Origin of the sequence: Thauera sp. SWB20 (genome assembly GCF_000831325.1) — a bacterium.
Classification (GTDB): Bacteria; Pseudomonadota; Gammaproteobacteria; order Burkholderiales; family Rhodocyclaceae; genus Thauera; species Thauera aminoaromatica.
The window spans coordinates 149,732-163,312 of sequence record NZ_JTDM01000018.1 but is presented as its reverse complement, the minus strand read 5'-3'; the positions used below and the strand labels follow the sequence as shown (position 1 = coordinate 163,312).

Below are 13,581 nucleotides of genomic sequence, written 5' to 3'. Positions count from 1 at the left end.
GCCTCCGGCGCACCGAGGGGGGCTCATGAGCACCTCGACACGTTCGCCGTCGGTCACCGTCGTCCTCCCGACTCATGATCGGCCTCGACTATTGGCCGAGGCAATCGCAAGTGTCCGCGCTCAGACCTGGGAGAACTGGGATCTGATCGTCGTCGACGACGCCTCGGATCCGCCCGCGTCGATACCGGATGACCCCCGTTGCGCGCTCATCCGCAACGTTCGCAGCCGCGGTGGTGCCGAGGCGAAGAATGCAGGCGCCTTCCAGGCCCGGGGCGACGTGCTGGCATTCCTCGATGACGACGATCTCTACGCTCCGTCCTATCTGCAGCGTGCAGTCGCGGCCCTCGCGGAGGACCCCGAGCTCGATGTGGTGTTCATGGGCGTCTCATGGTTCGGCGAGCGGAGCGAGGCGGGCCAGAGGGCCTACGAACAGGCGATGGGGGTGCTGCTGTCGACCCTCCATCCGTTCTCCTCTCCCAGGGGGGGAGTCCTCGCGTTCGAGCCGGCGGAGTTGTTCCGCGGACTGCTGAGGACTGTGCCGATGGCGTTTCAGCGCCCGGTCGTCAGACGTTCGAGTTTCGAGCGGATCGGTCCGTACCAGGCAGATATCCTGCTCTGGGACTGCGACTGGGCGATACGTGCCGCGCTGCAGGCGAGATGCGCTCTCGTGACCGATGGCCTGTACATGCAGCGAGCATCGGGTCAGGGGTTTTCGTCCAAGTCCGATCGACAAAGGGAGCATCTGCGCTCGAACGCCCTGATGAAGCAGCGCTTGCTGGAGGGTAAGCTGGAAGCAGAAGGCCGGGCCGCGGTGCGTGACGCGCTGGTCGAGTTGTGGTTCGGTGCCGCCTGGTCGAGCAGCAAGGGCGGAGATCAGGCCCGGGCGCTCGAATATCTGTGGAACAGTGCAAGGATCAGGCTGGAACTTGGGCAATTGCGCCTTCTGGCCCGCATCCTTGCACGGGCGATCGGTCTTGTCCGCGGCTGACCCGGGAGCCCGCAGCGCTGCCTCGCGCGGTGATGTTCGGGGAATCACGAACGCAGGGTGTCCCGATGAGTTCGATGGATCGAGAATCGGGGCTGCTTCGGTCGAGGCGCGGATCCTTGCAATCCACCTTGGCCGATGATCCTTCCGGCTCCACCTCCCTCTTTTCCGAGATGCCGTTTCCATGGATGCCGTCAAGCATGCAGTGTTTCCCCAGGTCGCTGGCAGGATGCCCAGTATCGACGCCGCGAGGGCGATCGCCATCTTTGCCGTGCTGGCGATTCACTGTGACCCCTTCATCGGGCGGGTGTATTCACTTGGAGAGGTTTCCGCAGGGGAACTGATCGATCTGGCGGGGCGGTTCGCCGTCCCCTTCTTTTTTGTCGTATCGGGCTATCTGCTTGGTGAACGATGCAGGAAGAGCGGGCGCGACCTGCGCGTCGTGAGCGGCTTTGCGGGTCGGCTGGCCGGGCTTGTCCTCTTCTGGTACGCGTTCTACCTGCTCTGGACCCCCGACTGGAACGCAGCATGGGAAGGCGGATGGATCCGCCTTGCCTATTGGCGCGCCGCGGCACTGTTCGGCGACGGCTGGAGTCTGCTCGCCGGGCCGCGTGCGCATTTATGGTTCCTGCCCGCGCTGCTGATCGGGACCCTGCATGTGTTTGCGGTCATGCGCGTGAAGCGGCGCGTCCCCTGCCTCGTCTATTTCGCCTTGCTGTATGCGATGGGGCTCGGCGCCGGAGCATATGCAGACCACCCGTTGCTGAGGCCTCTTTCTCCGGGTGTGCCGGGGGGGCTCATGTGTGCGCCGTTGATCATCGCCACCGGATGGTGGTCGGCTGGGGACACGGTTCGCATCGGGCGCCGCGTCGCCTGCTTCCTCTTCATCGGCGGTACGGTCGCCACTTTTGTCGAGGCCTGGACCCTGCTGCACATCTACGGTGTCCCGCTGGAGGGGCATGATTTTCTGCTTGCCACGCCCTTTCAGGTCTGGGGGCTGTTAAACCTGCTCAGGTCGTCTCCATCGTGGGCGGTGGGGACGCCCTTGCCCCAATGGGGACGCTACACGCTGGGGGTGTATGCCGGCCATGTCGCGGTGATGGAGGTCCTCGGCGCTCGTGAAGGCGGCGGCTTGCTCTGGGAGTTCCTCAAGACGCCGCTCGTCTATCTGCTCACCCTGTCCGTGGTTGGCCTTCTCGCCAGGTGGCCTCGCGTGAGGCCGTTCTTCGCCTAGCGCGTGCGGATGCCCCGCTGGCTGGCAGGTGTTCGCCGGCCCGGTCCTTGCATTTCGGAGCCGGGGCAGCGTCTTGTCGGAGCCGGACTGGAGCGGTCGGTTCAGGCGTTGTGCTGCAGCCAGAGTTCGAGTTCGATCAGGATCCAGATCATCACCCCGTAATAGCTCGCATGTCCGGATGCATGCGCCTTGCGCAGAGCGTCGAGGTATGCGGGTCGGACGATTCCGCGCTGGGACAAGCTGTCGAGCGCGTTGTCGGCGAGGCTCTTCAGCGGACCATGGCTGTTCAGCCAGACGCCGAACGGCAGGCCGAAGCCGTGCTTGCTCTTGGTGATCGTCTCGTTCGGCAGAAAGCCCCGCAGCGCGTCCTTGAACAGCACCCGCAGCCGCCCCTTGTCCACCTTGTGCCGCGGCGTCAGTCGGCCCGAGAACTCGACGAGATCGTCGTCGAGAAATGGAAAGCGCACCTCCACGCCGGCGGCCTCGCACATCCGCGTGACCTTGCGCAGGTCGTTGTCGGCGAGGGTGATCTTGTGGTCGAGGTGCATCATGCGCTCGATGACTTCCGTCGAGGCGCTGCGGAAATAGGCGTCGCGTGCGAGTTTCAGTGGGCGTTCGGTGTCGACCGCGGAGAGGAATTCCGGCTCGAAGATCTCCTGCAGCGGATCACGATGCAGGAAATTGTAGGTCTCCAGACGGTCGGGCAGCGGGATGCGCGCCTGCCGGATGTAGCTCTGCGCCTTGCGCACCGGAAGGATTGAATCGCCGAGCGGAAAATTCATCACCAGGGGCTCGAGCAGCTTGCGCAGTGCTGCGGGCGTACGGTGATAACGCTCGAAAACGCCCTGCTTGGCATAGCGCTCGTTGCCACCGAAGAACTCGTCGCCGCCGTCGCCCGCAAGCACGATTTCGATACCGGTCTCGCGTGCCATCTTCGCGCAGAAATAGGTCGGTGCGGCCGAGGCATTGCCGAACGGTTCATCGTAGGCCGCGGCAATCAGCGGCATGGCTTCGACGATGTCGTCTGCGGTCACGTAATACTCGTGCGCCTCGGTGCCGAAGTGGCGCGAGGTGATGCGGGCATATTCGATCTCGTCGAAGCCTTCCGCACGAAAGCCGATCGAGTAGGTGCGCGCCGGCTGCCCGCTGACCTTCCCGAGCATCCCGCTTACCGTCGAACTGTCCGTGCCGCCGGACAGGAAGGCGCCGGTCGATCGCTTCTCGTCGTACTGACGGGCGACCGCCTGCTCGGTGAGGTCGAGGAATCGCTTGCGCAGGCTGGCCTCGTCGGCGTCGACTTCCGGCGCGTAAGGAAGCTGCCAGTAGAAGCGGCGCTCGAGGCGGCCGCCGGAGAAGCTCGCGCATTGGGCGGGGAGCAGCTTCTCGACGCCGGCGAACGCCGTATCGGGGCTTGGAACCATGTGGCAATAGAGGTATTCGTAAAGCGCCTGCCTGTCGATCGTCGCTGCCACGAGCGGGTGGTGCGCCACTGCGCGCGCGCTGGTGGAAAAGACCAGCGTGCCGCCCACGGCGGCGAAGCACAGGCGCTCCGCTCCGCAGCGGTCGACCGCGAGCAGGATCCGGTCGCGAGCGCTGTCGACGAGGACCAGGGCGAAGCTGCCCTGGATCGTTTCCAAGGCAGCTTCACCTCTGTTCCGCCAGGCATCGAGCAGCGCGGCTGCGTGGCCCTCGCTATGAGCCAGCATGGCAAGCCGCGCGTCGGGCCAGCGCGGGTTCCCGAGCAGCACGGCCATGCTGCCCGAGCGCAGGTCGACCGCACTGCTCCCCGCGGGATGGGTGCAGGCCAAAACGCCTGCCTCGGACGTCTGCACGCGGATCTGTGCCGGTGCGAGCCCCTCGGCGGCGAGCATCGCAGCGAGTGCGTCCTGGCTTGCGACGCGTTCGTCCAGGTTGATCCAGCCGCACAGTACTCGTCGTGTCGTCATCGTCTTGAATAGTAAAATTGATCACATCGCGGTCTATGGTAGCCGAGTAGGCTTCGCGCAAGTGCGGTGCAGTACACAGGTGGGCGGGGAAACGCGTACGGCCGTTGCATTCAGGTTCGCGACGGCCTGTGCTGGCTGGCGGGTCCGCCCCAACGATCCATGTGAGGTAGAGCGTCTTTACGATGTCGTTTTCAATTCTTGCTCTCGTGCTGTGGGGCGGAGCGGCGGTGCTGGCATTCCTCGTTGTGCACCGTGCCGCTCTGCGAGCCCTGTGGAACGAACCCGTGCTCGCACAGCCCGTGCTGATCGTCGAGAGCGACGACTGGGGTCCCGGGCCGGTGGCAGACGCCGACGCGCTTGCAGGGCTCGCTTCCCGGCTCGCCGCGGTGCGCGACCAGCGCGGGAGGCCGGCGGTGATGACCCTCGGTGTCGTGTGCAGCCTGCCGGACGGGGCCGCCATGCTGGCCGACGGCCTTGCGCGCTACCACCGCAGGGCGCTCGATGCGCCCGAGTTCGCGCCGATGGTCGAGGCGATGCGTGCCGGCTGCGGCGCGGGGGTCTTCGCCCTCCAGCGACACGGCATGGAACATTTCTGGCCCGATGCGCTGCTTGCGCGAGCCCGCGTCGATGCCTCGCTGCGCGACTGGCTGGCCGATCCGCAGGCGCGCAGCGAAGGGCTGCCGTCGCATTTGCAGAGCCGCTGGATCGACGCCTCGGTGCTGCCCAGCCGGCCCCTGGATCCCGCGGCGGTGCAATGTGCCGTCGATGAGGAGGCGCGGCTGCTCGAGCGCCTGTTCGGTGCGGCGCCGGTGGTGGCGGTGCCGAACACCTTCGTCTGGGACGACGCGGTCGAGCGTGCGTGGGCGGGGAGCAGCGTGCGCTGCATCGTCACCCCGGGGCGTCGCATCGAGGGGCGTGACGGCCAGGGGGCACTGATGCCGCCGACGCGCGTCATCCGCAATGGAGAGCGCACCGCCGACGGACTGATGCAGTTGGTGCGCGACGACTATTTCGAACCGATCCGCGGCCATCGGGCGGAACAGGTCTGGCGGGCCGTGGCGGCGAAGCGGCGCCTCGGCCGCCCGGTCCTGCTCGAGACCCATCGCGAGAGCTTCGTGGGCGCCGCAGCGGTCGCGCGCGCGGCGAACGACGAGCTGGAGCGGGCCTTGCGCGGGGTGCTCGAACGCCATCCGGACGTGCGCTTCCTGTCCACCGCCGAGCTCGCCGACGAACTGGCCGCTGCGGCCACGGGGCTCGTCACCCGTTCCTTGCCGCACAGGGTGGCCGTCTTCTTGGCCCGGGTCGAGCACGAGCCCGCGCTGCGGCGCTTCCTGAAATACAGCGGCCTGCGGTTCGCGCTCGCGCCGGTCTTCCTGATCGCGGGCGTGATGCATGGCCGCTGCGCCGCGCGGGCACGGTGATACGATCTGGCGCGCTTCGATCCCGAGATCTCCCATGCGGAACCGCTACCTGGTCCTCACCGAGCTTTTCCTGCCCACCAAGGGTGGCACCGCCGTCTGGTTCGACGAGGTCTATCGCCGACTCGGCGGGAAGGAGATCCACATCCTGACGGCGCAGGTTCCGGGCGCAGCCGAGTACGACCGCGATCACCCCAACAGCGTGCACCGCCTGAACCTGCAGCGCGTCGGCTGGCTGCGGCCGGAGTCGCTCGGCATGTACCTCAGATTCCTCGTCTGCGCGCTGCGGCTCGCGCTCACGCGGCGATTCGATGCGATCCACGCCGGGCGTGCCCTGCCCGAGGGGCTGGTGGCTTGGCTCGTCGCCCGCCTGACCTTGCGCCCGGTCGTGATCTACGCCCATGGCGAAGAGCTCACCGGCTGGGGCCGCGGCAACAAGTACAAGGCGATGTGCTTCGCCTTGCGCCACGCGGACCGGGTCATCGCCAACAGCGATTTCACCCGCGACACCCTGATCGGGATGGGGGTCCGGCCCGAGCGCATCGTGCTCATCCATCCGGGTGTCGACAACGAGCGCTTCCGCCCCGGGCTGCCCGCGGGCGACCTGCGCGCGCGCCTCGGGCTGGGCGATTCGGCACGGCTGATCCTGTCCGTCGGACGCTTGAGCCGGCGCAAGGGTTTCGACACCCTGATCCCCAGCCTGCCGGCGCTGCGCGCGCGCGGCGTCGACGTGCATCTGGCGATCGTCGGCATCGGCGAGGACGCCGACTACCTCGACGGCGTGGCGCGGGAGGCGGGGGTCGCGGAGCGGGTGCATCGGCTCGGCCACGTGCCGATGGAGGACCTTCCGCGCTGGTACAACGCCTGCGATGTGTTCGTGCTGGCCAATCGCGAGATCGGCGGCGACACTGAAGGCTTCGGCATGGTGTTCCTCGAGGCGGCGGCCTGCGGCAAGGCGGCGATCGCCGGACGTGCCGGCGGCACCGGCTCGGCGGTGCTCGACGGCGTGACCGGCCTGCGCGTCGACGCGAGCACGGGGGCCGAACTGGTGGACGCCCTCGCGCGCCTGCTGGACGACCCCCCGCTGCTCGAGTCGATGGGACAGGCGGGGCTCGCGCGCGTGCGCCAGTCGCTGAGCTGGCAGGCGGTGGCCGAGCGCACCCGCAACTGCCTGCGCGCCTGAGCGATGCTGTTCAATTCGCCGCAGTTCATCTACCTGTACCTGCCGATCGTGCTGGTCGGCTTCTTCTGGCTCGCCGCCACGAGCCAGCGCCTCGCCGCGGCATGGCTGGCGGCGGCGTCGTGCTTCTTCTACGCCTGGTGGAACCCCATCTACCTCGGCCTGCTCGGCGCGTCGATCGTCTTCAACTACGGCATGGGCGTCCGCCTGGCGCGCGAGTCCGCACGTCCGGCCGGCCAGCGTCGGCGTGCGCTCCTCGTCTTCGCGGTGGGCGCCAACCTGCTCCTGCTCGGCTACTTCAAGTACTTCAACTTCTTCGCCGAAAGCGCCCGCGTCGTCTTCGACGGGCACTGGCATTTCGACGCCATCGTGCTGCCGCTGGGGATCTCCTTCTTCACCTTCACCCAGATCGCCTTCCTGGTCGATGCCTGGCGAGGCGAGGCGAGGGAGTTCAACTTCGTCCACTACACCTTGTTCGTGACCTACTTCCCCCACCTGATCGCCGGGCCGGTGCTGCATCACCGCGAGATGATGCCGCAGTTCGCGCACGCATCCACCTACCGGCTCGACTGGGAGAACATCGCGGTCGGGCTGGCGATCTTCGGGCTCGGCATCTTCAAGAAGGTGGTCCTCGCCGACGGCATCGCGCCGCATGCCAACGCCGTGTTCCAGGCCGCCGAGGCCGGGCAGGCGCTCAGCCTGCTCGACGCCTGGGGCGGCGCGCTGGCCTACACCTTCCAGCTCTACTTCGATTTCTCCGGCTATTCCGACATGGCGATCGGCCTGTCCCGCATGTTCGGCGTCAAGCTGCCGCTCAATTTCGATTCGCCCTACAAGGCGGGCAGCATCTCCGAGTTCTGGCGGCGCTGGCATATGACCTTGTCCCGTTTCCTGCGCGACTACCTGTACATCGCGCTGGGCGGCAACCGCAAGGGGCCGTTGCGGCGCCACGCCAACCTGTTCGTAACGATGGTGCTGGGCGGGCTCTGGCACGGCGCGGGCTGGACCTTCGTGGTCTGGGGGGCGCTGCACGGGTTCTACCTGATGGTGAATCATGCCTGGCGCTGGCTGGTGGGCCGCCTCGGCCTGCGCGGCGGCCGGGCGTGGCGGGTGCTCGGCTGGGCGCTCACCTTCGTGGCGGTGGTCGTCGCGTGGGCGTTCTTCCGCGCGAACTCCTTCGATGCCGCGCTCGCCATGCTCGGCGCGATGACAGGCGCGAATGGCGTGGCCGTGCCGCCCGACTGGCTCAACGCGCTGCACTGGCGGCTGAACCGCCTCGCCGGCGAGATGGGGGTGGGCGCGGGACTGCTGGCCGGGCAGTTCGCCGATGCCTGGGTCTGGCGGGACCTCGCCATCCTGGCGGCGATCGCCTTCTTCGCCCCCAACACGCAGCAGATCATGTCCCGCTACCGGCCCGCGCTCGATTTCCGCGGCGGAGTCGATGAAGCGGGGCTGCTGCGTTTCCGCATCGGCACCCCCTGGCTGGTCGCGACCGTGCTGCTGCTCGCCACGGCGCTGACGCGGGGCGATGCGATTTCCGAGTTCCTGTACTTCCAGTTCTGATGCAGCCGCGCGCCTTTTCCCTCTTCGTCGTCGGACTCACCCTGGTCCTGGTCGCGGCCGCGTGGATGCTGGCGTGGTGGTTGCAGCCGGTCTATGGCGACCTGACCCGCCTCGGCGGGTACGCCGAGCGCACGCATGGCTGGAACGAGCCGGTGCTCGAATTCGATCCGCTTCCGACCTCGTTCGGCGAATGGACGCGGCCGGTGGACATCCTGGTGGTCGGCGATTCGTTCGCGAACCTGCGACCGGCCCAGCAATGGCAGAACCACCTCGCCGCAATGACCGGCTGGAGCGTGCATACGCTCGACGTCCATCGCGTAGACGTGGACGCCTTGCGCGCGTCGCCCCTGTTCGTGGAACATCCGCCGAAGGTGGTGATCTGGAACGTGGTCGAGCGCGGCCTGGCTGCGGATCACGCGAAGGTGGAGGGGCTGTGTCCGAGCTCGCGCCCCGCGCCGCCGCTCGCGCTGCCGCCGCCGATGGCGGTCGTGGCGCATGCCCGCGCGGTGCCGCGGCCGCATGCGCTGGCGGAGGCCAACCCCGGGTTCGCGCGCAGCTGGCTCTACCGCAGTGCCATGCGTGGTCTCTTCGGTGTGCAGGCCGGCAACACGGTGGAGGTCGAACTCGTGCGTGCCGACCTCTTCTCGTCGCGCGCATCCGCCCGCCTGCTGGTGTACGGCGACGATTTCAACAAGGCCGCCTGGAGTGCGGAACACCTGCGCCGGATCCGCTGCGCCCTCGCAGACCTGGCGACGCGCTTTCAGGCCGACGGACGGACGGTGTTCATGACCGCGCTGGCGCCGGACAAGTCGAGCGCGTATCGTCCCTGGGCGCGCGATCCCGCCCGACTGCCAGCCGAGCGGCTGGGCGAGCTCTTCGACGGACTCGATGTGCCCGACGCCCGGCTCGACCTCGCCATTCGCGACGCCGTGGAGCGCGGTGTTATCGACGTCTATATGCCGGACGATACGCACTGGAGCGGAGCAGGGCATGCGCTTGCGGCGCAGGTGATATTCGAGCGCCTGTCGCGCTTGCGTGCGCAGGCGGATGTCGCCAGGGGCGGTGCGCGGGCGCAAGGACCCGAAGCGCCGAAATGACAGGAGACGATGATGGTTAAAGTGCTGCGAGCAGCCGTGTTGCTTGCCGGGTCGATCGCGATGACGGGCGCGAGCGCCGGAACGGAGGCCGACTATCAGGCGCTGCGCGCCTGGTGCGTGCAGCGCCTGCAGAACCAGAACAATGCCGCCTGGCAGGCGGCCAACAATCCGCAGAAATACTTCCACTTCCATCACTTCTGCTTCGGGATGCAGTGGGAGAACAAGGTGGTCGGCTCCGCCTCGCAGAAGGAGCGCGAGCGCTACGTCGGTTCGATCGTCAACGAGACCAGCTACATCATCAGCCATGCGGCACGGTCGCACTTCCTCATGCCGGAGGTCTATTTCCTGCGCGGCTGGGCCCAGTACTACGGCAAGCAGCACATCGAGGCGGAGTCCGCCCTGCTCAATGCCCTGCAACTGGACCCCCGCCATGCACGGGCGGCCGCGCAGCTGGCCACCCTGTACCGGGCGACCGATCGGCGCGCCAAGGCGGCCGAGGTCGTGCGCACGGCCCTGAAGCTTTCGCCGAACGACTTTCGGCTGCGCAAGATGGGCGAGGAGTTCGGCGTCGAGCTGCCGCCGCTGGTGCGCCCGCCTGCACCGAAGCCGGCAGCGCCCGACGAGCCGTCGCAGGCGGAGCCTGCAGACGCCGCTCCGGCCACCTCCGAGGCGACAGTGACGCAGGAGGCGGCGACCGCGGCGCGTTCGGCGGCGCAGGTCGACCAGGATGCCGGCACCGCCGAGGGCGCTTCCCAAGGCTGCCGGTTCTGTCCGCCGGCCGAGATCCAGAAGCGCTGGCGCGAGTCGTTCGGCGAGCCGCAGAAACCCTGACCGCCCCCTGAAGACGACCATGTCCATCGATATTTCCGCCATCGTTCCGGTCTATCGCTCGCAGGCCATGCTGCCCGAACTGCATCGACGGCTCGTCGGCGCGCTCGAGCAGATCGGCCGGCCGTTCGAGATCATCCTCGTGGAAGACTGCGGCGGCGACGACTCCTGGAGCGTCATCGAGCAGCTGGCTGCGGCCGATCCCCGCGTGCTCGGCCTGCGCCTGGCGCGCAACTACGGCCAGCACAACGCCCTGCTGTGCGGCATTCGGGCCGCGCGCGGCGAGCTCGTCGTGACGCTGGACGACGACCTGCAGAATCCGCCGGAAGAGATCCATCGCCTGCTGGCCAGACTGGATGAAGGCTACGACGTCGTCTATGGTTCGCCACAGGCCGAGACGCACGGCTTCCTGCGCGACCAGGCCTCGAGGATCACCAAGCTCGCGCTGCAGGGGGCGATGGGCGTGGAGTCGGCGAGCAAGGTGAGCGCGTTCCGCGTCTTCCGCGCCCGCCTGCGCGAGGCCTTCTCGGCCTACCGCAGCCCGTCGGTCAATATCGACGTGCTGCTCACCTGGGGCACGACGCGTTTCGGCTCCGTTCTCGTTCGCCAGGACGAGCGTGCCGTCGGCGATTCCGGCTACACCCTGCGCAAGCTCATCAATCATGCGATCAACATGATGACCGGCTTCTCGGTGCTGCCGCTGCAGGTCGCCAGCGTGCTCGGGCTGGCTTTCGGGTCGATGGGCTTCCTGGTGCTCCTGTACGTGCTCCTGCGCTATCTCGTCGACGGAAGCGCGGTGCCCGGATTCCCCTTCCTGGCCTCGATCATCGCGATCTTCTCGGGCGTCCAGCTGTTCGCGCTGGGGATCTTCGGGGAGTACCTGGCGAGGATGCATTTCCGCTCGATGGAGCGTCCGCCCTATGCGCTGCGATCCTCCACCGCTGCGCAGTGCGACACGGAGACTGTCCATGACCAGTGCTGCTGAAGCCGCCCCCTCCCACCCCCTGCACGGCCGCATCGACATGGCTGAGCTCCGCCTCGAATGGGCGGAGGCCCCCTGGGACACGGCGGTATTCGGCCATCCGGTGGTGCAGGTGTCGCGCATCGAAGCCCGCACGGGCGCCAGCGCGGCGGATCTGGCGCCCTTCGTCGCCGCCTGCGAGGTCGGGGGCGTGGGGCTGGCGAGCTGCCGGCTCCCCCACGATCGGCTGCGCGAATCGATGCTGCTCGAGGAGGTCGGCTTTCGTTTCATCGAGATGGTCTTCCAGCCCGAGTTCGGCGACCTGCAGTCGGCCGGGCCGCGCGATGCACAGGGGCTGGTGGTCGAACGAGCGCGACCTGAAGATCTGGAGGAAATCGTCGAGGTGGCGGGAGGCGCCTTCCGGAACGAACGTTTCCACGTCGACCCGCGGCTGCCATCGCGGCTTGGCGACCTGCGCTACCAGAACTGGGTGCGCAGCAGCCTCGAGCATCCCTCGCAACGCCTCCATGCCGTGCGTGAAGGGGCCGAACTGGTCGCCTTCTTCGTCACCGAGCAGTTTGCCGACGGCACCTGCTACTGGCATCTCAACGCGGTCGTGCCGCAGCGGCAGGGCAGGGGGTACGGCTTGCGCGCCTGGCGCGCGATGATGAACCAGGCGCGCCTCGAAGGGGCGATCCGGGTGCGTACCAGCATCGTGGCGCGCAACCATCGGGTGCTCAACCTCTATGCGCGTCTCGGCTTCAGCTTCCCGGCGCCCTCGATGACTTTCCACAGGGTTCGGCTTGCATGAGCGCGCAAGCCACCCTGGGCCAGTTCGTCCGCTACGCGACGGTGGGGCTGGCATCGAACGTGGTGCTCTACCTGGCTTATCTCGCGCTGACGGCGACAGGCGTCGGGGCCAAGCTCGCCATGAGCGTGCTCTATCTGCTCGGGGTGGTGCAGACCTTCGTCTTCAACAAGCGCTGGTCCTTCCGACACGGCGGGATGCACGGGCCGGCGTTCGTGCGCTACTGTCTCTCCTACGCAGCGGGTTACCTGCTCAACCTGGTCGCGCTGATGGTGCTGGTCGACCGCATGGGCCATCCCCATCAGCTCGTCCAGGGCGTGTCGATCGTCGTGCTCGCGATCCTGCTGTTTCTTCTGCAGAAGTTTTGGGTCTTCCGTCCGAATTCCGTTCCTCACTCGCACTCGACCGGGCCGCAGCCATGAACATCCCCTTCAACAAGCCCCACATGACGGGCAAGGAACTCTGGTACATCGCCCAGGCCCACGCCAACGGCCACCTTGCGGGCGACGGGAACTTCACCCGCCAGTGCTCGCGCTGGCTCGAGGCGCGTACCGGTGCCTCCAAGGCCTTGCTGACCCATTCGTGCACCGCCGCGCTCGAGATGGCGGCGATCCTCGCCGACCTGGAGCCGGGCGACGAGGTCATCATGCCGGCCTACACCTTCGTGTCCACCGCGAATGCCTTCGTGTTGCGGGGCGCGGTGCCGGTGTTCGTCGACGTCCGCCCGGACACGCTCAACATCGACGAGCGTCTGATCGAGGCGGCGATCACCGCGCGCACGCGCGCGATCGTGCCGGTGCACTACGCGGGCGTCGCTTGCGAGATGGACACGATCATGGACATCGCCCGCCGCCACGACCTGCTCGTCGTCGAGGATGCCGCGCAGGCGGTGATGGCGAGCTACAAGGGCCGGCCGCTCGGCGCGATCGGGCACATGGGGGCGCTCTCCTTCCACGAGACCAAGAACATCATCTCGGGCGAGGGCGGCGCCCTGCTGGTCAATGCTCCGGGGCGCGCCGAGCGCGCGGAGATCATCCGCGAGAAGGGCACGAACCGCTCCCAGTTCTTCCGTGGCCAGGTGGACAAATACACCTGGGTGGACATCGGCTCGTCCTACCTGCCCGGAGAGCTCATCGCCGCCTTTCTGTGGGCGCAGATGGAGGAGGCCGACAGCATCACCCGTCGCCGTCTGGGCATCTGGAACACCTACCACCAGTGGTTTGCCGAGGCCGAGCGCCAGGGCAGGCTGCGGCGCCCGGTGATCCCCGCACATTGCGGGCACAACGCCCATATGTACTACCTGCTGCTGCCGGGGCTGGAGCAACGCACGGCCTTCATCGAGCGCCTGCGCGGCCTCGGGATCCACTGCGTGTTCCACTACATCCCGCTGCACGATGCGCCGGCGGGCCGCCGCTTCGGTCGTGCCCACGGCGAACTGAGCGTCACCGAGAACATCGCCGACCGTCTGGTGCGGCTGCCCCTGTGGCTGGGCATGGAGGACGCGCAGGCCGAGATCATCCAGCAAGTGCTCGCCGCGCTCTGAGCGCCGCCTGCCACCCGC

The 13,581-nt window shown here is 67.7% G+C and carries 12 protein-coding genes; 11 read left to right on the top strand and 1 reads right to left on the bottom strand.

The window, feature by feature from the left end; all coding sequences use genetic code 11:
* Positions 1–25 precede the first annotated feature (25 nt).
* Together PO78_RS21905 and PO78_RS11100 are read left to right on the top strand one after the other, a co-directional pair.
* Positions 26–988: a glycosyltransferase family 2 protein gene (locus PO78_RS21905; protein WP_052484409.1), complete on the top strand. Its 963-nt coding sequence runs from the start codon at positions 26–28 to the stop codon at positions 986–988.
* Positions 989–1,169: 181 nt separating this feature from the next.
* Complete coding sequence (locus PO78_RS11100; RefSeq protein ID WP_043743787.1) at positions 1,170–2,219, top strand: acyltransferase; 1,050 nt, start codon at positions 1,170–1,172, stop codon at positions 2,217–2,219.
* A 101-nt stretch (positions 2,220–2,320) separates the two neighbouring features.
* Here the strand turns inward: PO78_RS11100 and PO78_RS11095 are convergent, their stop codons facing one another.
* Positions 2,321–4,165 carry an asparagine synthetase B family protein gene (locus tag PO78_RS11095; protein ID WP_231570690.1) on the bottom strand — a complete coding sequence of 615 codons (1,845 nt, stop codon included), beginning with the start codon at positions 4,163–4,165 and terminating at the stop codon, positions 2,321–2,323.
* Positions 4,166–4,449: 284 nt separating this feature from the next.
* Here PO78_RS11095 and PO78_RS11090 point away from each other — a divergent pair, with 284 nt between their 5' ends.
* From PO78_RS11090 to rffA, 9 genes are read left to right on the top strand one after another with little or no spacing between them, the layout of a single operon-like run.
* Entirely contained in the window at positions 4,450–5,586 is a 1,137-nt protein-coding gene (locus PO78_RS11090; RefSeq protein ID WP_231570689.1) for a hypothetical protein, read from the top strand.
* A gap of 34 nt (positions 5,587–5,620) precedes the next feature.
* The gene (locus PO78_RS11085) at positions 5,621–6,766 is read left to right on the top strand and encodes a glycosyltransferase family 4 protein (protein WP_043743778.1); all 1,146 of its coding nucleotides are present in this window, start codon (positions 5,621–5,623) and stop codon (positions 6,764–6,766) included.
* A gap of 3 nt (positions 6,767–6,769) precedes the next feature.
* On the top strand, positions 6,770–8,326 hold the full coding sequence (locus tag PO78_RS11080) for an MBOAT family O-acyltransferase (RefSeq protein WP_043743775.1): 1,557 nt from the start codon (positions 6,770–6,772) through the stop codon (positions 8,324–8,326).
* Complete coding sequence (locus tag PO78_RS11075; protein WP_004299602.1) at positions 8,326–9,423, top strand: alginate O-acetyltransferase AlgX-related protein; 1,098 nt, start codon at positions 8,326–8,328, stop codon at positions 9,421–9,423. Before PO78_RS11080 ends, PO78_RS11075 begins: the two co-directional genes overlap by 1 nt.
* Positions 9,424–9,432: 9 nt before the next feature.
* Positions 9,433–10,254: a tetratricopeptide repeat protein gene (locus PO78_RS11070; protein WP_231570688.1), complete on the top strand. Its 822-nt coding sequence runs from the start codon at positions 9,433–9,435 to the stop codon at positions 10,252–10,254.
* 19 nt (positions 10,255–10,273) lie between these two features.
* Positions 10,274–11,236 (top strand): glycosyltransferase family 2 protein, encoded by a 963-nt coding sequence (locus PO78_RS11065; RefSeq protein ID WP_004299598.1) that lies wholly within the window; start codon positions 10,274–10,276, stop codon positions 11,234–11,236.
* The gene (locus tag PO78_RS11060) at positions 11,220–12,023 is read left to right on the top strand and encodes a GNAT family N-acetyltransferase (protein ID WP_043743767.1); all 804 of its coding nucleotides are present in this window, start codon (positions 11,220–11,222) and stop codon (positions 12,021–12,023) included. The genes PO78_RS11065 and PO78_RS11060 overlap by 17 nt, the downstream gene beginning before the upstream one ends.
* Positions 12,020–12,442: a GtrA family protein gene (locus PO78_RS11055; RefSeq protein ID WP_004299595.1), complete on the top strand. Its 423-nt coding sequence runs from the start codon at positions 12,020–12,022 to the stop codon at positions 12,440–12,442. The genes PO78_RS11060 and PO78_RS11055 overlap by 4 nt, the downstream gene beginning before the upstream one ends.
* On the top strand, positions 12,439–13,563 hold the full coding sequence (gene rffA, locus PO78_RS11050; protein ID WP_004299592.1) for a dTDP-4-amino-4,6-dideoxygalactose transaminase: 1,125 nt from the start codon (positions 12,439–12,441) through the stop codon (positions 13,561–13,563). Before PO78_RS11055 ends, rffA begins: the two co-directional genes overlap by 4 nt.
* The last annotated feature ends 18 nt before the right edge of the window (positions 13,564–13,581 follow it).

Bases quoted from the DNA above. Each gene is read 5' to 3' on its own strand.
- PO78_RS21905 (WP_052484409.1), top strand. From the start codon at position 26: ATGAGCACCTCGACACGTTCGCCGTCGGTCACCGTCGTCCTCCCGACT.
- PO78_RS11100 (WP_043743787.1), top strand. From the start codon at position 1,170: ATGGATGCCGTCAAGCATGCAGTGTTTCCCCAGGTCGCTGGCAGGATG.
- PO78_RS11095 (WP_231570690.1), bottom strand. From the start codon at position 4,165: ATGACGACACGACGAGTACTGTGCGGCTGGATCAACCTGGACGAACGC.
- PO78_RS11085 (WP_043743778.1), top strand. From the start codon at position 5,621: ATGCGGAACCGCTACCTGGTCCTCACCGAGCTTTTCCTGCCCACCAAG.
- PO78_RS11080 (WP_043743775.1), top strand. From the start codon at position 6,770: ATGCTGTTCAATTCGCCGCAGTTCATCTACCTGTACCTGCCGATCGTG.
- PO78_RS11075 (WP_004299602.1), top strand. From the start codon at position 8,326: ATGCAGCCGCGCGCCTTTTCCCTCTTCGTCGTCGGACTCACCCTGGTC.
- PO78_RS11070 (WP_231570688.1), top strand. From the start codon at position 9,433: ATGATGGTTAAAGTGCTGCGAGCAGCCGTGTTGCTTGCCGGGTCGATC.
- PO78_RS11065 (WP_004299598.1), top strand. From the start codon at position 10,274: ATGTCCATCGATATTTCCGCCATCGTTCCGGTCTATCGCTCGCAGGCC.
- PO78_RS11060 (WP_043743767.1), top strand. From the start codon at position 11,220: ATGACCAGTGCTGCTGAAGCCGCCCCCTCCCACCCCCTGCACGGCCGC.
- PO78_RS11055 (WP_004299595.1), top strand. From the start codon at position 12,020: ATGAGCGCGCAAGCCACCCTGGGCCAGTTCGTCCGCTACGCGACGGTG.
- rffA (WP_004299592.1), top strand. From the start codon at position 12,439: ATGAACATCCCCTTCAACAAGCCCCACATGACGGGCAAGGAACTCTGG.